The sequence below is a fragment of the Sulfitobacter geojensis genome, from assembly GCF_000622325.1.
GTDB classification, from domain to species: Bacteria; Pseudomonadota; Alphaproteobacteria; order Rhodobacterales; family Rhodobacteraceae; genus Sulfitobacter; species Sulfitobacter geojensis.
The window spans coordinates 738,424-760,303 of sequence record NZ_JASE01000005.1 but is presented as its reverse complement, the minus strand read 5'-3'; the positions used below and the strand labels follow the sequence as shown (position 1 = coordinate 760,303).

Here is a 21,880-nt window from a genome sequence, read left to right as displayed (position 1 = left end):
ACGATACCCCTTCTGTTTTAAGCTTAAAGGATATCGTAGCTATTGCGCGGGACATGGCAACCCGCCTGTGACGTATTCGCGCGTTATTCGATCAAAACACCCGGTTCAAACCCGCCATTGCGCCAGCTTTCAAGGGCGGCGGCAAAGTTCGGCCCGCTGCGCCCGTCGATGGTGCTGGTGTAGAAACCGGCGGCTTTCAGGCGTTCCTGCACAGCCTTTATGGTGTCGCGGGACCAATCGGCAGTGTTTTCGGTCAACTGCTGGATGCTTTGACCCGCGTCTTCGGCGGCACCGCGCAACAGCATGTTCGCAGCGGCGGCGGGGTTGCGCGGGGTGATGCGCCCCTCGTCCAACAGGATTGCGCTGGCGACATAGGCACGGGGTTCGCCCGCTTTGATGGCACGTTTGAAATATCCCAACGCTTCGCTTGGATCGCCCACCGACCCGTCACGAGCCAATACACCAAGGTTGAATGTGGCAATCGGTGACCCCAGATCAGCGGCTTCTTTCAAAAGCTCGACCGCACGGTCTGCGTCTTTCGCAAGGCCCTGTCCCTCGAACATTGCGACGGCAAGGTTGATCTTGGCATCAGGGCTGCCAAGGCTGGCGGCGCGTTGATAAAGCCGCAAGGCTTCAACCGGACTTGCGGGAACCCCGCGACCGGCCTCCGTCAAAAGGGCAAGGCTGACCATGGCGCGCAGATCGCCGCGCGTTGCGGCCTCGCGGTAAAGCCGGATGGCCTGATCCAGATCCCCCGCAGCAACGGTAGCCCGCGCAAGCAGGGCGGTGTAATGGGGCAGCTCGGGGTTTTCATGCGAGGCCGCAAGGCAGGCCTGCATGGCGGAAAGCGCGTTATCCTTGAGTTTGCTAAAGGGTACGCCGGAGGTTTTTGCCGTGGCATCGCGCGGATGGGTGGCAAGACGTTCACACAGACGGCCCGATCCTGCATCCCCTTCGGCGGGCAGGGTGGCGATCAGCCGGCTGGCATCGCCAAGGTATGCGCCTTCGGGGTATTTCGCGATGTAAAATTCGACAAGCGGGCGCATCCGGCTGCGCCGCGCCAACTGCCACAGGCGTTCCTCTTGGGCATCGCGTTCCTGGGGGGAATAGTCGCGCGACAGGTTTGCACCGGGATTGGCCGGATCAAGAAAGGCCAACACCTCTGCCACATGCGCGCCTTGGGGATAGCGTTCTGCGTAAAGCTCCATCAGTTGCGGATCACCGGCATTTGCGGCGACCTGCCACAGCAGGGTTTCGGCAGACCCCGTGTCGGGACGCGGATCAAACCGGAACTGGCGGGTGAGGGACGAGTTTTCCCAAGGGATCTGGCGCCCGCCCGTTGCGGCCAGCACATCCTTGCGCACGTTGATCATCATGTCCGAGATATCGAGACCGGGCGTATAGATATGGCTAAGCAGGGCAGAGGTGAAAAAACTGTTCCGACCCGAGCCGTCATAGGCAACATTATCGGGCTGGGTGGCAAAGGAAATCATGAAGTCACGGGCATTGCCGATCCGCGCCAACCCTTCTGAAACTGCTGCAACGGCGCCTTCAAACGGATCATTGCGGCAGGCATCAAGAAAGACGAATTTGATCCCCGGTGCCTGCTCCATTTTGCCAAGGATGTCGTTCAGTTTGACGGTTTGTTCCTGTATATCCGTCGGCTTTTCGATGCGGGCGTCGACAGGCACCAGATAGTTCTGCCCGCCCACCTGAAACCCGTGTCCGGCATAATAGAACAAGGCGACATCGGCGGTTTCGATTGCGGTCGCAAATTTATCGGCAAGTCCCGCCATTTCCTGACCGGTGATGTCGAGGCCTAGAAAGACCTCGAAACCAAGCCCTTCCAGTGCCACGTGCAAATCGGTGGCGTCATTGCCCGGATTGTCCAGAGGCGTGACAAGATCGTAATCCGAATTGCCAATGATCAGGGCAACACGGCGTTCTTGTGCCTGCACCTGCAGGGGCAACATCACTGCAAGTGTCAGAACGGCGATCGTTCGAAGTATGATCCTGCGCATGTCGTCCCCGAAATTACAACTCAACGGCGCGGACCAAAGAGGTTTCAACCGTATCAAACGCCTGCACGATGCGTGCACCGGTGTCGCGTTGAACGGCTGTGACCTCTGGATCATCCGCGCGGATCAATGAAATGGCTTTGCGGATTTCCGACTTTGCCGTGTCGATCGCGCCGCGCGCTTCGTTCACCGCATCACTGCGAATGGCGCGACGCTGGGCATCTGTGGTGGCTGTGGCCAAACGGCGCTGCGCACGGGCGGCGGCGGCTTTGATCTCGTCGCTGGCCGTGCGGATCGTGGCGGACACGGTTTCAAGGCCGTTGGGCAGGTCATTGCTGATCTGGTCCAATGCATTCGAATAAGTGTCCAGCGACGCGCTGAGGCAGGTCATGTAGTTGTCAAAGTCCTGATCGGCAGAGCCGCAGGATTGCACCTGCTGTTCCAGCTCGGTCGAAATTGTGTCGACAATCGCGCCGGTTTCTTCGGCCTGTTGCAGGGTTTGGGTCGGCCCACCAGTGCCGCGGTTGGTTTGAATGCCACCGTCGCCGTCCCCGTCAGGGAAAGAAATGTTGATGTTGTCGCGCGGATTAAACACCGTTGTGCCGCCCCCCGGGGGAGGGGTGATCGCAGGAGGTGCGATCGTATTTTGAACAATGAAGCTGCCGTTGACGGTGTTGATGTCGTAGTTATCCAGACCGCTGCCGTTTACGTCACCAACGGTGATGACAAAGGGACTGTCATCGGTCGTGGCATCGGCTGCGGCCCCGTCGCTGCTTAACCCTACATTGGTGACAGTGTCATCGTTGAACAGACCGGTTGCGGTGAATTCGGTCCCGTTAAAGGTAAAGGCCTGACCCTGTTGTTTGGTCTGGTCCTGCGCCGTCACGGTTAGCGGTGCAGGGGTGACAGTAAAAGTGCCATCGGCAAAGACCAGCGTGTATTTTTCAAGGCCGGTGCCGACCGCATCGCTGGCCGTAATTGTGAAAGGTCCGTCCGCGACTTGCGCGGTGCCTGCCGCCCCTGCGCTGGTCAGTGTGACGCTGTCCACACTGTCACCTTCGGCCAAACCGGCAACGGTGAATTCGGTGCCATTAAAGCTGAATACACTGCCGTAAGTCTTGGTTTGATCGAGCGCGGTGATGGTCAGATTGCCGGGGGCCACGATAAAGACGCCGTTCACAACCGTAATTTCATAGTTATCAAGGCCGCTGCCCTGCGGATCGGAGATGAAGATCGCGTCTGCCGGTCCATCCCCCGTCAACGGGGCATCCGCCCCTGCGGCCGCGCTGGAAAGGGTCGCTTGCGTGACCTCATCCGCGTTCAACAGACCCACAACGCTAAATTCAGTCCCTGAAAAGGTGAATTCATCACCACGGGGTTTGGTTTGATCATCGGCCGTGATGCTGAGCGGAGCGGGAATGATCGTCAATGTGCCGGGGGTAATGGTGAGATTGTAGTTTCCTAACCCGCTGCCAACAGGATTGGACCCGTTGATTGCAAAGGGACCATCGGCCACTTGCGCGGTCGCAGCCGCCCCATCAGAGGAAAGGGTAAGGCTGTCAACGGAATCTCCGGAAGCAAGGCCCACGGTGGTAAATTCAGTACCAGCAAAGAGCAGCGTATCGCCATAGGTTTTGAAGGCATCATTCACGAGAATGTCGAGGTTCTGCAAAGCGGCTTCGTTAACTGTCAGCGTGGCGGGCACGACGGAGATCGTGTAATTCGTCATCCCGGGTCCAGTCAGGCTGAGCGGGTCAAGTGACAACGAATACGTATCAGCGGGAGCCGTGGCAGGGGCACCCGTGCTGACTACCGTACCGCCGGTGATCGCGTCGGAGCCAAAAAGTGTCGCCGCGCTAAAGCTGACGTCGGCGAAGGTCAGTGTGTTGCCAAAAGGTTTGGTGGCGTCGTTGACCGTGACGGTCAATGGCGCAGGCGTTACATTTGCTGTCGGAGTCAACTGGCGCACCTCATAGACCTGACCAAGATCACTGGTGAAACTGGTCGGGAAGGTATAGGTGCGCAGGCCGGCATTCGCATCGGACAAGGTAATCTGGCTGTTGAGATCGGTGACAGTGCCGGTGTCCGCAGCGTCATCAAACAGATAGACGGCGGGGCCGCCGCCATAATCACCATTGATTGTAAAACCGGTTGTGCTGCCGGAGTAGACAAAGCTTGGGTCGGGGTCCTCGCCAAAGGCGGAAACCACTGCATCGGTTGCATAGAGCCGTGCATGATCAGAGCCGTTCTGGGGCAGCGACCAGACGGTCAGGAAATCCCATCCCGCATCGTCGGCATCGTCAAAAAAGTCTTGCGCCGTTTGTAACTCAACAAGTGTCAGCCCGCGTGCGCCTTCGAACGGTCCCGGTGGGCCGGCATCAACTTCGCCGTTTTGACCGCTGGCCAACAAGCCGTTTTGGTCGCTATTGAAATAGGTCGAGGTGATGTTCGTTGGGCTAGGATCATCAAAGCCCACGATGGTCCCGATGGTGCCGCCGGTGTTCGGACCGATCACACTGACCGGATTGTTGGCGAGTGAGTTGAAAACCAGACCCGTATTGCTACCGGAGATGCCGCCAATATCCCCGTTTCTAAACCCGCCTGTGGTGTCACCTGATACAGCTGCAAGTGCGTAGGAATTTGAGATCGTGGAAGTGTTTCTACCGACGACACCTCCGACAATACCCTGATCTGCAATGGTAAAGGAGATGTTGCCCGCAGTTTCAGACTGATCAATAATCCCGCCGATGATATTTGCGCCTGCGATACCGCCGAATTCGGCACCGGCCGGACCGGAGCTGCCGCCGAAGCTTGTGGGGTCAAAAGCGTCAGAGATATTGACGTTCGTAATACTCCCAATGACTTGATTGCTGTTGGAACCCGTGATGCCACCGGCAACCGCAGTCCCGCCGAGCTCGGTGTATCCCACGATGGTTCCCGAGACGGAAACACCTTCGATCATGTTCGAATTGCTAGCGGCCACAATGCCTGCTGTGACACCTGCAATGTCAGCACCAATAATATTGACGTGCTGGATCAATCCGGAGTTTTCGTCGAACAGACCGGCGGCGGATGATCCCGGTGTATTCAAGTACCGGCGGCTAAAGAGTCCAGTAATATCAAAACCTTGTCCATCAAATATACCGCCATGGTCCAATGGAACAAATCCCTCATTAATGGTGCCCAGCACTGGTGCTGCAAGGCTGTCCCAAAACGCCGTCCCGCTCGCGTCGATGTCGTTGTTCAAAGAGAAGTTGTTGAGCCCGTTGTTGACTGTACCAACGCCCTGAAGCCCATAAACATCGGCCAGCAAATAGGGGGAGGCACCGCCGTCTCCATCCAACACACGCAGGAAGCTTGAGTCCGAGGGGTTGTCGATGACGAAATTGGTGGTGGTAAAGGTGGCCAACGGGCCACCAAGGGCGTTTTGTACATAGTTTCCGTCAATCAGGCGGAACTGACTGGAGGTAATGTCACCTCCCGCGCCGACGGTGATAGGTGATGGACCGAGCGCGCGCAGACTAAGATCGCCCGCCGCCACTGTGATTGGTCCGTCAATGTTGATCGGGCCATCCGAGGTCAAAAGCACGCTGGCCCCCGTACCGGTGATCGATCCTGCAGCCCCAACGCTGAGCGATCCATCGCCGGTGATATCAACGGTGGCGCTTCCCACCGCAATGTCGCGATTGAGCGCGATATCATTTGCGAAGACAGTGAAGCTGGTCGAAGCTGCGTCAAAGGTATTCGGATTGGAAACGTTGAAGTTACCATTTGAATTGAAATTCAATGTGCCGGATGGCGCAACAAACGTACCGTCAATGAAAATATCATCCGCGTTTACGGTGACATTGCCGCCACTTGCAGTGATGCTGCCGGATCCGGCCAATGTCATGTCGGCACCTGCCAAGACATCAACGGAGCCGCCCACCGCGCTGACTGCTCCGTTGAACACAACTCGGTTCGTCGCATCAAGATCAAGTGTGCCTGCGTTGAGGGTCACCGGCCCGTTCAGGATGATGTCATTGTCTGCAATAAGCTGGAGAGTGTTCCCACTTGTCCAGGCAACCGATGCCGTTGTCACAACTGTGATGTCACCGAGATCGCCGGGTTGTGGGGCAAAGCCGAGAACAGAGTCAGGGTAGTCGGCGGGGTTCGGCAAGTTCGCGTCATCGGTTTGGATGATCACGTTGCCAAGCGCCAGTTGCGCTTCAAGGTCGGTATCCCGTATCTGATTAAGAACCGGTGCTGCCGAGACAATTTCGATATTAGCTGGGTCAAGCAACAAAGTGCCTGCATTGCCATTTGGAGCAAGGGCGTTGGTCTTACCTGCGTATTTCAAGTTGAGCTTGCCCGATACTTCGGCAAAGCCGCCGTCACCGCCAGATGCACCGCCGCGAATAAAGATGTTGCCCGCAAATTCGGTGTTCAGATCTGACCATGCAATCACACGGCCGCCGTCGCCGTTAAAATACGCATCCGCCGAAATGGTTGTGCCCTGATTGACGCTGAGGGTGTCCGCCGTCATCAAACCCGGACCACCTTGATATTCGCCACCGATGCGGATGTTGCCGCCGCCACCTTCGCCGCTGGCGTCGATGGTCGCCCCTGCAAGGGTGATGTCACGCCCCGTCACAGTAATGTCGCCGCCGCGTTCGGGGCGCAGGGCAGGGCGGGCGGATTGGGTGACTTGGATGGCAGGGCGGCGTGCCGTTGTGCGCACCTTGCCGCTGACTTTTACGCTGCCGCCCGCGCCGCCGCCCAATGTGATGCGTCCGTTGCGGCCGGAAACGGTGCGCGCTTCGACGACACCGCTCATATTGATGGCCTGACGCGCGGCATTGCGGGCGGTCGCTGCGGAAATCTGGACGGTACCGCCGTTGGCCTGAATGGTGCCGGAGTTTTCGATCAAGGCCTCTAGCCCGTCGTCGTCCGAATTGGTCGGCACCGCGACCTGCAGGAACCCGTCACCCGCAAGATCAAGCGTGATGCGTTCGCCCGAGCCAAGACCGACAAACCCCAAAGGCGCCTGAATGGTGCCCGAGTTTTTAACCTTGCCGCCAATCAGCGCCGCATAGCCGCCGGTCACGACCTGAATGTTGCCTTCGTTCGCTACAGTTGCGGAGGATCCGTTGCCCTCGAACACGGTCTGGCCGGTCATAAAATCATCGGTGCGGATGCCAAGTGTCGAGGCGACGAAACTGCCGGTGTTTACCGATCCGGTGGCACCGATGAAGATGCCGTTGGGGTTGACGACAAAGACACGGCCATTGGCGTTGATCTGACCGTGGATCTGGCTGGTGGTGTCGCCGGTCACGCGGTTCAGGATCGCGGAATTCGCGTTTGGTTGATTGATATCGACACGGTTGCCGGCACCCACGGAAAATCCGTTCCAGTTCACAACCGCACGGTCGCTACCCTGATGGATCACCATGGTGTTGGCATTGGGGGTGGCGATGGTCGCGGCACCCTGCACAACTGTGCCACCGGTTGGCAGATCCTGTGCCATGGCCCAAACAGGTGTCAGCGCTGTGGCAAAAGCCAAAGCGTGGCGCAGAAACCGGCGGCCCCCTGCCTTAGAAGCGGAAGGAGCCTTGGATGCTAAAGCGGTTGTTGTCCGGCAGGTCGTCATCACGCGTTCCCCTTGCGTATTCAATCCGCACGGTTGCGGACGAGAAATTTGATTTGCTCAATGTGTTCAGCTCGACACCAAGACCGACGGAGGTCGCAGAAAGGTCTGCGGCTTCTTGTGCTGTTGGTGCCTCTAGCGACACGTCGCCATAAGCTGCGAAAATATACGGGCTGATTAAAAGTGGTGTTTCGCCATAGGATTTTTGCATCGGCATCGACACTTCGGCGCGTGCGACAAAGCCGCTGTCGCCTTTTATGGCACCGGCGTCAAAGGCCGACAGTTCCTGACTGCCCGCAATGCCGAATTGTTCGCCTGTCAAAAGCGCATCACCGAACGAACTTTGCATCCGGCCTGCCAGCGAGAAATTGAAGCTGTCATTGATCGGACGGCGAATGCGCCCTGACAGGACCAGTTTGGTAAATTCGGCATCTGCGCCTTGCCGCGACAAAGGCGTGCCTGCCCCCACATCTGAAAGGGTGCGCGCGCCCAAGGCGTCGATCCCGCGCGACAGGGATGCGCCGGCTTCGATGGCGGAACCGCCCTCGGTCAGCCAGAAACCGTCAAGTGCGGCACGGATAACGGTGGTTTTATCTTCGTAAACCGGCGTGCGGACATCGCCCGCACCGACAAGGAATTGTTCATCCGATTGATGATCCAACGTCAGCTGGCCCGAGATGTTCCGGTTGCGTGTGCGAATGAACGGATAGAACAGGCGCACTGATGTCCGGTCGAAACGGCTGGTGGTGGGGATGTCCAGCGGATCAGGCGCGGTGCGGCTGTCGGTTGCTTCGATGTTAAGGGTCAGACCGTCATAGCCCAGCGGTACAACACCCCCGACAGACAGGGTGCGCACCCGTGGATCACTGCGGAAAAAGGCACCAAGCCCGTTGTCATTATCACTCGCCGGAGAACCGGAGAGGCGTGCATAAAGTGTTTCTCCCAGATTGAAGGGGGAGTTGAATTCGACACCGGCGCTTAGACTGACGGGACCTAGCGAGCTGGCGTTGGCATTATCAAAAGCAAAGAAGCCGGTGATGGGACGGAATTCCGGTTGCAATATCAGCGATGTGCCGCCCGGTGTCGCCCCCGCCGCCAAAGCGGAGCCAAGCGAGACACCATAGGTATCACCGGCAAGCAGCAACTGCCGTTCGATTTCGGGCAGGCGCAAGCTGCGTTTGCCGACGAGAGGACCGGTAATGCGGGTGATTCTGTCGCGTACCGGTGCGGGCACGTTTGCGGTGTCCACCTTTTCAACAAAACCGTCGATGACCACGATCTTAAGGCGCCCGCCATCGCGCAGTTCCTGCGCTGGCAGAACAACGCGGGCCAGGACAAAACCGGCCTGGGCATATGCGGTTTCAAGATCGGAAGCCGCGTTGAAGATTTCGGCCACCGTAATCGTCTTGCCCGACAGCCGCGCCTTGGTGGCTGCGTTTACCTCGGACATTTGCGGCAATCCGTCGGTCAGGGTCACGCCGGACAGGTTGATCAATAATTTTTCTGCACCGGCTGGCGGTTTGGTCCCGCGCGCCCCTGAAAAAACCACCGCGCCCTTAAGGCGCTGTGCATCGGGGGCGAAAGACGACGGCGTGATCTCGCTGGCGGTCTGGGCATGGCCATTGCCAGCGGCACCAATGGTCAGGACGCAGCCCAACATCAAGGCAGTTAACAAATTGCCGCGCTTGAGAAATTGTCCAACGATAGATGTGTTGCACATTGTAAAAATGGGTTCCGGCACAACAGAACTCCCGGATAAAATAAAGTTAGGAAAATAATTTCGAATAATTGCCGTTAAGTCAACGTAACACCCCGGCCAACGGGCTGCAAACGATAGAATTCGGCCAAGGTTCGCTCAACCTGAGGTAATTCAGCCACCGTCCGGCCGTCGAAAAATACTTGCAATGCGGCGGATGCTGGTTTTGACTTGGCCCAAGACTGCCACCCAATTTTTCAAAATCATATTTTTTTTCGGCAGTCACCAGACGTTTATTTGACAGACGTTCTTTTGGAGGACAGCGCAATGGCAATCGAAGGATTGACCCAGCAGCAAAGTAATTTCATCGAGCGCTTTTTGAAAGTGCCCAAGGTGTTCAACCGCAAGGCCAAAAAACAGGCGCGGCGCGAGGCGACCGAGCAGTTCCGGCTGATCAATGCGGAACATGATTTGTTGCGTGACGAAATCGCCAGCCTTGATGATCCCGAATTGCGGTCTGTTTTCATGGCGCAGTTGCGCGCGACCGACGCGATTATCGAAAGCGATCCCAAGGCGTTGAATTTTGAAGGGGGGCAGCAACATATCGACGATGTGCGTGCGGCCCTTTTGGTGCATATCAAAAAGGCCGACGCGACCAAGGCTCATGCACAGATCGAAAAAACCATGGCGCGGATGGATGCGGATAACCCCCCCGTCGCCAAGGATGGTGCTTTTGACGGGCAAAGCGACATTGCGCTGACCTGGGCGTTCGCCCAAGAAAAATTCGCCAGCGGGACAGCCACGAACAATGCCAAAGATCTGGATGCCGCGCTTAAGGCGATGGGGCGTTTGCAGGTGATGTTGCAAACCGCGGAAAGGGCGGGCCAGAATCCGTTCGAGCAACGCGTCGAGGCGATGGCGGGCATAAGAGAGGCCGCGCAAAAGGGGCTGTCACCCGAGGTGCAAGGCGCGCGTAGACGGTTAAGCGACGTTCACACCCAGCTGGATGCGCTGCGCCAGAAACTCGCGGCGCAATTCGGCGGGGAAAACGTACCTTTGGCGCTGCGTATGAGTTGTCAGTCGGTGCAATCAAAGCTGGACGAGGCGGTCAAGGCAGAGACATCCGAGCTGGCCGATTTGGCGGATGATGCCGAAGCGGCATATCAAGTTGTGAACCGGGATTCGCTTAAGCTGATCACGCAGGCGCAGGAATGGGTCAAGGATAACGGGGCCTTTCAGGTCCGGTATCAGGTCATGCTGGCGCACCCCTATGCGAAAAATAGATATGTGAAGCCGAAGTTTGACGAGATCACCACCGCCTTTACGGCTGCGGCGGACAAGGCCAAGACCCATGAATATACACAAGCCAGCCAACAGATCGCAGTGGTGCGCAACGACCTGAAAGATACGCTTGATTTCGCGGATGATTTCGCGAATTACGCCACCGTTTTCAATGCGCGCAAAGCGTTGTTGGCCACTCTGCCGGCTCCTTCAGCCTATGCTGTGCCTGCGTTGCGGGCGGATCATACGGCGGCGAACCAGCTTTTGTTGCGGGCCGAAGCGGCCCGAAAGGCAGGCCAGATGAGCGGCGCCTTGACGCTGCTTAACAGTATTCCCAAAGCGGTTGATGATCTGATCGAGGTCAACCGCTTTGCTGCCAATTACAAAGAGATGAAAAAGAACTGGGAGGATTGGCATGCCCATGTCCTATCCAATGTGCCTGGTCCCGCGCAGGTTCTGCTGAAAACCGATTTGGAATATGCGGTGAAAACCGCCGCGCAGGCAAATGACGATGCAGCCGCCGGTAACTATCGCAAAGCGTCAGCTGCGCTGCGTGCCCTTTGTGCGTTTGCCAAGCAAAGCCTGTTCGACAAGGGACAGTTGATTGCGCAGTACCAGACCGAAAAAAGCGAATTCAAAGCCCGCGCCAGAACCGTGCGTGCCACCAAAGGGCCCGAGGGCCGCATCGCCATCGAAGGATATTATCAGGGTCTGGTGGGCGACGATATCAAGCGCAAGGCAGCCGAGGCGAGCGGTGATTTCAAACTGGCCCTCGCCATGTGTCTGCGTGGCAAGGCGGAACATGACGCGATGATCCGGCTGGCGGGGCAAGCCAAAGCGTACATCGCGCAGGATGCCAAATTCGGCGCGGCCTTGGCCAAGCTGAAAACAGCGACATCACCCGATGCAATGGAGGCCAAGCAAAACGCCAATGACATGAAAAGTAACGCTTTTGCTGCGACAGAGCGGGGCAATTGGCTGGCGGGTACAAACCTGTTGGAAAACGCCAATCTGGAGCTGAAACGCGCGCTTGACGACTTTGAAACCGCCAGCCTGATTGATGGCGCGCAGGGCGGCGGGGGCAAGATTGCCTTGACCTCTGATACTGAATTCGCGCCGGTCTATGCCGGCTTTGCCAAAATCCTTTCCCATGTTCGATCGCTTGATAAATATGACGTTTTCACGGATGAACTGAACGCTGCGGAGGCGTCTGCAAAATCTGCAGAGGCATTGATGGCCAAGGACCTGACCCGTGCGGAAAACACCCTGAACGATGCGGTTGCGCGTTGTCAGCGGATTGCAAAGATATGCACGGAATCCATCGGGTATTCGGCGCAAAAAACATCCGCCAAAACGGTGATCGATCAGGCCAGAAACGAGAATGCGCAGAATATTATTGATGCAGAGGTGAAGGAGGCCGAAGACAGTTTCGCGGCTGCGGAAAAGGCGGCGCAGGCACCGGCGTATGATTATGCCGGCGCGATCAAACTGTTGGGCACGGCGCAGGCTGCCGCGCGCAAGGGGTTGGCGGCGATGCAGCTGTTTAACGGCACGATTGACGATGCCCGCACCAAAATGACCACCGCGATCAACGCCTATACCGCCCCCGATGTCACCCCGCATCTTGACGCGCAGGCCGCGCGGTTAAGGACGGTTTTGAATGAAATGAACGCGGATTTTGACCAGCGCAAATTCACGGACGCTCAGGCGAAAGCGGCCAAAGGGGTCGAACTGGCAGGTTTTCATACGGCCACTTGTGCGGATTGTAAAAAGGCGGTTGGGGTCATGTTGAATTTCACCCCCGCCCGTCTGGGTGTTGAAGTGGGCCATGCGACCACGACGCAGGAAGAGGCGATGAAGGCCGACCTGCTGACCGCGGCGCAAGAGGCGATAAACAAGGGCAGTTTCGGGGCGGCTTACAAGATCGCCTCGCAAGCCTATTGGGTGATGATGGGCGCGCGCAAAAAGGCGGAGTCCTTTGATCGGTATTTGCCGGTCAAGATCGACTATGAACAAAAGCTGGATGATCTTGAGGCGCGGTCGGTGCCCGCTGCCGGTACAGGGCATGACGCGGTTCTTGCGCTGCGGGGCCGTTTCGACGCGGCAGAGGTGCAGGCCAAGCTTGAGAATTATGGCGGGGCGCTAAAGCGGCTTGACGGGTTTGACAAAGAGCTGGCCGACGCCACGGCCCTGCTTGATCTTTATGACCGTTATGTGCTGCGCCAAAATCAGGCGGCGACCGCGCTTGAAACCGTGCGCAAAATGAAATCGCCGGCAATCGAGACCCTGCTGACCCGTCTGGAGGGCAAGGAGCGCAATGCAGAACGCAAGGGCCAAGGGTTTGATTTTGATATCGCAATTGCGCTTTTCGAAGAATTGAAAGCCGACTGTGACAACGCCAAAGATACAGCGGATGCGGTGGATGAACTGGCGGCGATGACGTCCGACATCAAGGATTTGCCAACCGAAAATGCCGAAGGGCTGCTGGCCGCGATTGCCAAGACCCGCCAGACGCTGGACGGACTAAAGGGCCAGGTTTCAGCGATGTATGCGCATGGCGAAATTCTGGAAAGCGAGGCAAAGCTGAAAGCTGCCGAAACGCTTGCGCCTGATGATTTTGATGCCGCCCGCGTGGAGGTTGAAGCGGTGGTGGATGCCTGCACGGAGATCACGATATTGCTGGCGCAATATGACCAGCTAAACGATTCTGCTGCCGTGGCGCGAGGGCTGGCCGAAAAGCTGTTGAAACGCGGAGTGGAGGCGGATTTTGCCCGCGATGAAATCAACGCAAGGATTGCCGCGCTGGATCTGGCGATGTCAGCCGCGCGCCTGTCGAAATCCAACCGTGCGCAAACACAGATAGATGTGGAGGAAGCCATCGCGGCCCTGCGGGATCTGCGCAAGGTTATTGATGCGCAAGCCGATTACCTGAAAAACCGCGACCCCGTAGAATTCGCGATGACAACGCTGGAGAAAAGCAAACAGCGTCATTTGATCCGCGAAGATATGACCGTGGTGCGCAAGCTGCTGGATACGGCGGCAACACGGGCGGCGGATCGCAAACACAGCTCTGCGCAAGCGGAATTGAAAAAGGCGGTTATTCGCGTGGATATGGCCAAGTTGCGCGCGAAACTGGCGACTAACCGCAAGCCCAAACCCGAAGACCTTGCCGCGATATTGGATGCCCCCGGCGGGATCGAGAACCTTGATAGCATTGTGGAAAACCTTGAGGCATCGGTGCAGCGGCGTGTGATGGCGGTGGCGTTCGAGGCGCGGTTCGGCTGCAAGCTGGATTTGAAAGAGGCGGATAACGCCGGAACAATCACCGACGTGGACCGTGACGGGCAAAAATTGCCGGCGGCGAATATTCGCAGGTTCTATGACGTGATGTCCAAGCTGCCCGAAAGCAACACGTTGGACAATGACAGCATGCTGACCTTTGAACAGGTCGGGGGCAAAGGGTTGGGGTCGGCGTATGACACCCAAGAAAAGCGGGTCATGATGCGTGACGGTGACGAAGCGGAGTCGCGCGTTTACGGCATCTCGATTGAGCATGAGATCGGAGAGATCGACAAAGACGCGATTCCCAAACCCGGACAGGCCCGCACCGGTTTTTCATGGAACACCCTTCACGAGGTCGGCCATGCGGTCGATGACAAGCTGGGGTATATGAAAAAGCACGGCGAACGCTTGGCCGGCTGGAAGGTTTACGGCGCCAACGTCAAGGAACCTGCAACTGCGATTGCGGATCAGTTCAAATTCGACGCCGATTATGTTGCCGAATATATGATGGGTGCGGCAGGGCGCAAAATGCCGGTGCCGGATCCTGTGGGCTGTGACGGGGAAGAATGGCGTCGCCGGATGGAAGAATGCCGCAACTTTGTCGATCGCGCCCGCGAGGGGAACAAGCCATGGCAATCCGCCAGCGTCGCGGCGGCCTGCGCGATTGGCAATTATACCTATGTCGAAAGCTATGAAGGAGATTGGGCGCGCTACAGCACAGATCAGCGCAAATATGCGGTTTCCGGCTATCAATTCCGCGCGCCCGGCGAGTGGTTTTCGGAGATTTATGCCGCTGTCGCCTCTGACCGTTTGAACGACAATCACCCGCACCGCGACGAGATTGCAAAACTTTGCCTCAAGGAAGATGCCTGATGTCCCTGTTCGAAACCACGTCGATTCAATGTCCGGTGTGCGATACGATCACCAATTTCCAAGCCGCAGGCAGCGTCAATGCAGACCGCCGCCCTGATCTGCGCGAGGCCATTCTGGACAATACATTTCAGAACGTCACCTGCCCTTCGTGTAACGAGGCGATGCGGCTTGAACCCGTTGTGAACTATCTGGATGTCGAACTTGGCCTGTGGCTCGCCGCCTATCCACCGCGCCAGATCGGTGATTACCTGAAACTTGAGGATGAGGTGCAGGCGCTTTTTGACGAAAGTTACGGGTCTGCGTCATCCGCGAGTGCGCAGGACGTCGGCGCAGGGTTGCAGCCGCGTCTTACCTTTGGCTGGCCTGCGACCCGCGAAAAGCTGTTTCTGCGCATGGAAGGGTTGGATGATGTGGTGATCGAGATGCTCAAGCTGGATCTGCTGCGCCGCCTGCCCGAAGCGCCATTGCGCCCGGGGGTTGAATTGCGCGTGACCTCCGTGACCGAAACCACGCTTGGGTTTGTCTGGATTGAAACTGCCAGCGAAGAGATTTTGCAGGCGTTCGAATGCAACAAGGCCCTGCTTGCCGAGATCGAGGGCAACCTTGATGCCTGGGCCGAGGTGCGCAGCGGGCTGACGCAGGGGCTGTTTGTAGATATGCAAAAAATGTATCTTGGCGAAGGGCGAAATGCGGCTTAACGCGCGGCCGTTGTTACAAAGAAATAAACCCACTCCCCTTTGAAATCAGCATGTTGTGCGCGGGTTTGGGCCACGCGGTCCTTGAGCCACGCCAGATAAGGCCCCGCCGGTTCGACCAAGGGGCGTGTCCCGTCATAAAGCGGGACGGAGGCCGCAAAGGCCGCTGCGATTTCCTGTCCATATGGCGGACCGATGGTCACAAACAACCCTGCGTCGGCGGCACTTTCTGCGCCGATTTGCAGGGCGGATTTCGGCTGTACCGCTCGCAAGGGTGCCCTGTCATTTGGCGACAGATGGATCACATTCCCGTCCGCATCAAAGTAGTCAACATAGACATAGGCGGGATAATCCGGCGCTGTGAGCGACATCACCAAGGGATCACCGGCGACGTAGCGAAAGGTGCGGGCATGTGTATCCGCGCCAACGATCAATTCATTGGTGATCTGGTCGGTGGATTGCGGCAGGCCAACATCGGCAATGCCAGTCAATGCGCCGCATTGCGGGGCGGGCAGAACCAGCAGGTTTTCGTTGACCGCGATATCGGCGCCCATCTGCGCCTGCAATGCGTCCAGAACCGGCCCGCGTTGACTTGGGTCAGGCACATGGCCCGTCAGGTTCAGTGTGGTGGTTTCCGGATCAAAACTGACCTGCATCCGCGCACAGGGCAGGGACAACACAGCACCCAGACTGTCGCGCACATCAGTACCAGTCGCTGCGTCGGGCTGCATGAAACTTTGAAAGGCGGCGAAAGAGACCGGATCGACAGAACCCGCACTTGGAAAGGCAAGCATGGCGGTGCTTTTCGTGACCTCCGGCACCTGCCGGGGGGCAGGGGTGCTGTCCGCGGGTTGCGGCAGGCTGGCAAGTGATGGTGGTGCGCTTGGCACAAGAGCAGTGGTCTGCGGTCTTTGCGGTGCGGTCGGGGTGGTCGGGATAGAAACAGGCATCACGTCAGGCGCAGCGGCAGGAACAGGTTTCGTTGTGGAAACAACGGTTTCTAGGGCGGAGGCCGTTTTTGCCATCAGCGGTTCGGCAGATGTCCGTGCGGGTGCCGGACGCTGGCTGGCCAGTTCTGACACGGTGGGCGGCAGGGCAGGTGCTGCCCGGGCGCTGGGGTATTGAGCCTGCGATTTTTGCAAGGGGGCCGGTTTCGGCTGCGCTACAGATTGCACAATTTCACCGTTGCCAAGCTTTGCACCGGTCGCCGCCCCCTCGGCTGCTGTTTGCGATTGAGGTGTCTGTTCGCTCGCGTCGCTGCGGGTGACGGCATGGGCCTCGACGTTCAAACGGCTTTCGGGAACGGGTTGATCCGCAATCGGGTCGGGCTGCATCGCGGCCATTAACCCCATGGCGGCGCCTAGGTTCAAGGCAATGGAAACAACGGCGCCCACACCCCATATGCCGGCCGTATTCGTCATAAACCCGCAGGTGTGACAACCAGGGCCACGTCTTGTGCGCCTGCCGCCTCAAGCGCTGCAATCAGGGGCAGGATATGGCGCAATTCCGCCGCGTGATGGGCGTTGATCCGCACCAGCGTTTCAGGGGCCTGCGCGATCTGATCCAGCAGGATATCAAGGGGTGCCGTCGTTGGCGTGCCGTCAACGGCCATATCGCCCGCTGCACTTACCGACAGTGTGATGCCGCCGGCGGGCATGTCCGATCCTGTGGTGGCAATTGGCGGCGATACCTCGAACGGGGCGGTGGCATCCATCCGGCCGATCAGCATGAAAAATACCAAAAGAAAAAACACCACGTCGATCAGGGCAATGATCGTTTCCGGCGCTTGACGCGCAGGGGGGCGGGTCAATCTCACGGGCGGGCCTTTAGGCGGATCACGCGGACCTGCCGCGCGCCCGCTTTGGTGGCCGTATCCATAACGGAAACCAAGGCTTGGGTTTGCGCCACGCCGGTGGGCAGGATCATCACCGGCAGGGTTGGCTCCGCCGCCAAACGGGTGCGCACAAGCGCATCCAGCGCATCAAGCGTGACGGCCTGCCCGCTGATGACGGGTGCGCCATCGGCACCAATCCGCACCAGCAGCGGCTGTGTTTTTTCTACCTGCGTACGGGGCCCGCCCTGATTGTCCTGCGACACGGCTGGAATCATATCGAGGTTCAGATAGGTCGATGTGACCATGAAAAATACCAACAATATCAACAGGACATCAATCATTGCCACCAACGAGATCAGCGCAGGCGGCGGGCGCGGGCGTTTCAGTGTCAGGGCAGGGGCGTCGGTCATCTACATGGCTCCGGTCCGGTTCAGGCGGCGTTCGGGTTTTCCTCGACCAGCATCAGACGACCCACCGCATTTTCGATCATCTGGGCGCCACTTTCCGCCCGCGCGGACAGCAGCGTCGCCCCGACCGCCGCGGGAATGGCCACCAATAGACCGACAGCTGTCGTCAAAAGCGCCTGCCAGATGCCGCCGGCAAGGATCGACGCATTGGCTGCACCTTCGGCCAGTTCCAGCGCTTGAAACGACTGGATCATGCCCATCACAGTACCAAGCAACCCCAGCAGCGGGCTGATCATCGCGATCAATTCCAGCACGCGGATCAGGCTGTTCATCTTTGCGAACTCTTCGTTACCACGACGCAGCAGTTCTGCGTTCAACGTTGCCCCGTTAAACCCGCTGGCCAGCGATTTCATCGCATAAGCCATCACGCGGTCCGCAGGGCTTTTCCCTGATATTACAGCAGCTTGTGCTTGGTCTTTTTCGCCGGCTGCCCAATGCGTGATGGCCGCTTCACGCTGTCCGGTGCCCGAACGGGCGGGCATCAGCTGGACAATCTTGACCACGATTATGGTCAGCGACAGTGCGGACAGCAGAGCCAGAACAGCGATGATAACGCCGCCTGCGCCCAGTGATCCCAGATCGAACGACACCGCTATTTCACCAAGGCCGCAGGCGCGCGGCTGCGCAGGGTGAGGATGGGAAAACAGTCCATTTCATCACCGTTCTGCGGCCGACAGGAGGTCAGGTCATGCAACAGAATTTCCGAAATATTTTCGCAAGCGATTTCGGGGATCTCAAACAGCTTCAGTGTCGTGCGACTGAGTGGCAGGGGGGCCGCATCGATCGACAGCAACCGGTCGATCACACCTTGGGTGTCCAGAATCGCTAATGACATTTCAAACCCGTCAAAGCTGTTGTCGGTCTCGTTGCGAAACAGAAAAAACGCACTGCATCCGCCGGTTTCGGAGGGTTCAACCTTGTTCAGCTCGACCGTAAGGCCGCCGGTCTGGGCCGTGGCCGCCACCGGAAAGAATACGCTGGCTGCAAGGCACAAACCCCTAATAAATTTGAAAAATTTCATATGGTGTCCTTTGAATAGTTTAAGCGGCAAGCGCGGTTTCGACACCAAAGAGGGCAGTAAGGGCCGTGTTGCGAATGGCCGTATTGGTAAAGCCGTTGTCGTCCACGGATTTAAAGAAATCGCTGTCCAGCGTTGTGCGGTAGGTCCCGATGATCTTGATCGCTTCGTCCTTGAGCTTTTCACGTTCGGGCCCGTCCGGCGTTCCCAAAAGCGCATCAAGCGTGGTTTCCAATGACGCGTCGATCTCGTCCAGATAGTCGAACAAGACGCCGGTATTCTGCGCAATTTCTTCAAGCCCTTCGATGCCGTTGGTCTGTGCCTCGATCGCCATTTGCAGTTTGGTCAATTCGGCCTGAAGCCCGGTGCGGGTTTTGTTCCAGTCGATACGCGACTTGCGGTAGGCGACCACGTTGTCAGGTGCCGCGTCTGCTGCGTCTTGCACGCGGGCATTTACGGGCGCCGTGGCCGCCGCTTTCAAGAGTTTCACGGTATTGGTGGCCGCGGCAACGGCACTGGTGAAATCACCCGCATCGGCCTGTGATTTGGCAAAGTTGAACGCGCGGTTGATGGCATCCAGATCGCCGCGTCTGGCTTGCATTGCGGTATCCACACTGGTCTGTATCTGGGCTGACATCGCCTCCCATTTCTCTTTCGATTTCGCCGTGATCTTGGCGTCGTCTATCGGCGCATTTTCAGGTGCTTCCGGTTCCGTCTCGGCGGTGTTTGCATCCGCAGCATTCTGTGCGGTTTCGGTCTGTTCTTCGACGTTCTTGGCATCAGCCGAAGGTGCGTTTTTCAGGGCCGTTTCGGCCTCCGTCAACATCGCTTCAGCGGCTGGAACATCCTGTGCTTTTATTGCCGTAAGCGCCTGAATTAATAGTTTTTTAATGGGGTCCGCTTCGGTATTTTGCAGTCCCTCTATTTCCTTGGTCACGGCGGCGGCGCGGGACCGAACGGCCGTGGTGTCTACAGCGGGTTTCGCATCAGTTTCTGTCGGCTTCGCATCTGCAGCATTTTCAGCTTCTTGAGCGGCGGCCGCCCGCGCTTGCGCCTTGGACAATCCGGCTTCGATCTTGGTCAAAGTTGCGTCTGCAGTTTCCAGCGATCCAGCCTTGATCTGTGCCACGACAGCGGCCGCTGCCTTGCCCAAAGGCGCACCGGATTTCCCCAATGCCGCGACGGGTTCTTGCAAGGCGCGCAAGCGTTCGCTCAGTGCAGCACGCTGCGCCGAGGTATCCGCTGTTGGCGGCTCTTGGGTGGCCTGTGTTTCGCTCTGTTGCGCTGCGGGTTCGGGGTCTGGCATGTTTGCTTCGGGCTGTTTACCGTCCTGAACCTGCGTCAATCTCCCATCGGTTTCATCGACCGTTTCTTGGGGTTCCGTCTGCGTGGCGGCGGGTGCGTCTTCTTGCGCGGGTGCTGCGGCTTTTTGATCCTGTTGCTGCTGTTCCTCGTCGGTCAAATCCGCCTCAAGTACAGCGCCTTCAAGGTCAAGCACTTCGATGCTGAACGAGAAATCCAGCTTCTTGAGATATTTACGTAATTTCTTTGCCAGCCCCGGCAGTTCTTTCGCTACTTTGATCGAAAATTTCTTGCCTTCCAGTTCGAATGTACCAGCTGCGACCTTGGTGCCCTTGCCTTCTTTTTTGGCAGTGCGTCCCAAAACATCGGGCTGTTTGATCCGGTCGATGATCATCAGATCTTCGTCTTTGGGGCCAGGGTTATAGGCAAAATTCATCGGGCGTTTCTTGCCCATCATCACCATTTTTTTGAGCTCTTCGGTCTTCATCGGTACGTAAGCCAATTTAGATTCCTCGCGTTTTTTGGTGGAAAGCCATTGACATAGAATTGACGATAAGGCTGTCTATACGTCAAGCTTGCATTTTCCTTCACATTATTTCGGTGAGGGGCGGATGTTATTTTATTTATTGTTTTGAACCACTTGCGATTTTGTGATCATTGATTCCGGCCGGCACCGCAGCCAACGATCACGTAAGATCCAGCTTTTGGGGGGCTAAAAATGGACGTTGCCAAGTTGCTTGAGCCCCACGGGGATGACGAGCCCAGCGGTGAAAATCTTGAGTATGATCCCGGCTTTGTCGACATGGAGCTGGCCGCGCAACCGGGCGAGGAGCGTCAAGAAGGCGACAAGATTCTCGAAGCTGAAGATCCCGACTTTGGTGATGTTGTTAAAAAAGCTGTGGCTGTGCTGGAACGCAGTCACGATATCCGCGCCGCGGTGTTTTATGCCGAAGCGATTTTGCACACCAAAGGCCTGACAGGGTTTGCCGAAGCGACGGCGTTTGTACGCGGATGTCTGGAAACATACTGGGCCAGTTGCCATCCAGAATTGGACGAGGACGACGACGACGATCCAACGATGAGGATCAATGCGGTACAGGGGTTGAATGGCACCGATACGGTGATCCGTGCCCTGCGCAAGGCACCGCTGACCGAAAGCCGGATGTTCGGCAGCATGGGATTGCGGTTGATCGAGATTGCCGAAGGGACGGCGACGGCCCCGGCAAGCATGACGGAAGTGCCTGACAGCGCAGCGGTGAATGCGGCGTTTCAGGATACCGATTCGGAGATTTTGTCAGATTTCCTTGCGGCTGCCCTAAGCGCGCAGGCGGATCTGAAAGCGATAGACGCCATTTTCGTGGAGAAGACTCCCGGTCAGGGTCCTGATCTGGAAGACGTGCAAAAGATCCTTAATCAGATTGTGCGGCGGCTGTCCGAAATGGTTGGCGGGGACGCTGTTGTTCCCGAAGAAGGCGAAGAGGTCGTTGCGGGCGCGGCACCTGCCGCCAGTGGGGCACCAGCCGCACCAAGTGCGCCGGCAGGCATTCAATCGCCGTCCGATGTGTCAAACGCGTTGGACCGCATCATAAGCTATTACGAACGACAAGAGCCCTCTAGCCCGATGCCGATCCTGTTGAAACGGGCCAAGAAACTGGTGGGCGCGGATTTCCTGACGATCATGGAAGAAATCGCGCCGCAGGGTCTCGATCAGGCTAGAAATGTTGGAGGGATCAGTGAGGATTAAGCCTTTCTTCCAGCGCAAATTGTTTTTCACCGCAGCGTTACATC

General features: G+C 57.7%; 12 protein-coding genes. 3 read left to right on the top strand and 9 right to left on the bottom strand.

Annotated features, from left to right (window positions below; all coding sequences use genetic code 11):
* Window positions 1-83: 83 nt before the first annotated feature.
* The 3 genes from Z947_RS0105660 to Z947_RS0105650 are packed head-to-tail and all read right to left on the bottom strand — an operon-like array spanning window position 84 to window position 9,385.
* Window positions 84-2,021 (bottom strand): caspase family protein, encoded by a 1,938-nt coding sequence (locus Z947_RS0105660; protein WP_037938721.1) that lies wholly within the window; start codon window positions 2,019-2,021, stop codon window positions 84-86.
* Window positions 2,022-2,034: 13 nt separating this feature from the next.
* Complete coding sequence (locus Z947_RS0105655; RefSeq protein WP_081781119.1) at window positions 2,035-7,647, bottom strand: beta strand repeat-containing protein; 5,613 nt, start codon at window positions 7,645-7,647, stop codon at window positions 2,035-2,037.
* Window positions 7,592-9,385 carry a ShlB/FhaC/HecB family hemolysin secretion/activation protein gene (locus tag Z947_RS0105650; RefSeq protein WP_240477513.1) on the bottom strand — a complete coding sequence of 598 codons (1,794 nt, stop codon included), beginning with the start codon at window positions 9,383-9,385 and terminating at the stop codon, window positions 7,592-7,594. Before Z947_RS0105650 ends, Z947_RS0105655 begins: the two co-directional genes overlap by 56 nt.
* 282 nt (window positions 9,386-9,667) lie before the next feature.
* On the opposite strand from Z947_RS0105650, the gene Z947_RS0105645 reads away from it, so the two are divergent.
* Window positions 9,668-14,776 (top strand): hypothetical protein, encoded by a 5,109-nt coding sequence (locus Z947_RS0105645; RefSeq protein WP_025043342.1) that lies wholly within the window; start codon window positions 9,668-9,670, stop codon window positions 14,774-14,776.
* Window positions 14,776-15,474, top strand: coding sequence for a CpXC domain-containing protein (locus tag Z947_RS0105640; protein WP_025043341.1), 699 nt, complete (start codon window positions 14,776-14,778; stop codon window positions 15,472-15,474). The genes Z947_RS0105645 and Z947_RS0105640 overlap by 1 nt, the downstream gene beginning before the upstream one ends.
* Here Z947_RS0105640 and Z947_RS0105635 read toward each other — a convergent pair.
* The 6 genes from Z947_RS0105635 to Z947_RS0105610 all read right to left on the bottom strand — a co-directional run bounded on the left by Z947_RS0105635 (window position 15,471) and on the right by Z947_RS0105610 (window position 20,594).
* Window positions 15,471-16,823 carry a DUF4384 domain-containing protein gene (locus Z947_RS0105635; protein WP_162171865.1) on the bottom strand — a complete coding sequence of 451 codons (1,353 nt, stop codon included), beginning with the start codon at window positions 16,821-16,823 and terminating at the stop codon, window positions 15,471-15,473. The two genes, Z947_RS0105640 and Z947_RS0105635, sit on opposite strands and share 4 nt — an antisense overlap.
* Window positions 16,824-16,888: 65 nt before the next feature.
* The gene (locus Z947_RS0105630) at window positions 16,889-17,287 is read right to left on the bottom strand and encodes an ExbD/TolR family protein (protein WP_025043339.1); all 399 of its coding nucleotides are present in this window, start codon (window positions 17,285-17,287) and stop codon (window positions 16,889-16,891) included.
* Complete coding sequence (locus Z947_RS0105625) at window positions 17,284-17,715, bottom strand: ExbD/TolR family protein (protein WP_240477512.1); 432 nt, start codon at window positions 17,713-17,715, stop codon at window positions 17,284-17,286. Before Z947_RS0105625 ends, Z947_RS0105630 begins: the two co-directional genes overlap by 4 nt.
* Window positions 17,716-17,735: 20 nt before the next feature.
* The gene (locus tag Z947_RS0105620; RefSeq protein WP_025043337.1) at window positions 17,736-18,362 is read right to left on the bottom strand and encodes a MotA/TolQ/ExbB proton channel family protein; all 627 of its coding nucleotides are present in this window, start codon (window positions 18,360-18,362) and stop codon (window positions 17,736-17,738) included.
* A gap of 2 nt (window positions 18,363-18,364) precedes the next feature.
* Window positions 18,365-18,793, bottom strand: a complete 429-nt coding sequence (locus Z947_RS0105615; protein WP_025043336.1) for a hypothetical protein — start codon at window positions 18,791-18,793, stop codon at window positions 18,365-18,367.
* Between the two features lie 19 nt (window positions 18,794-18,812).
* The gene (locus tag Z947_RS0105610) at window positions 18,813-20,594 is read right to left on the bottom strand and encodes a hypothetical protein (RefSeq protein WP_156026624.1); all 1,782 of its coding nucleotides are present in this window, start codon (window positions 20,592-20,594) and stop codon (window positions 18,813-18,815) included.
* 216 nt (window positions 20,595-20,810) lie between these two features.
* On the opposite strand from Z947_RS0105610, the gene tssA reads away from it, so the two are divergent.
* Complete coding sequence (tssA, locus tag Z947_RS0105605) at window positions 20,811-21,836, top strand: type VI secretion system protein TssA (protein WP_025043334.1); 1,026 nt, start codon at window positions 20,811-20,813, stop codon at window positions 21,834-21,836.
* The last annotated feature ends 44 nt before the right edge of the window (window positions 21,837-21,880 follow it).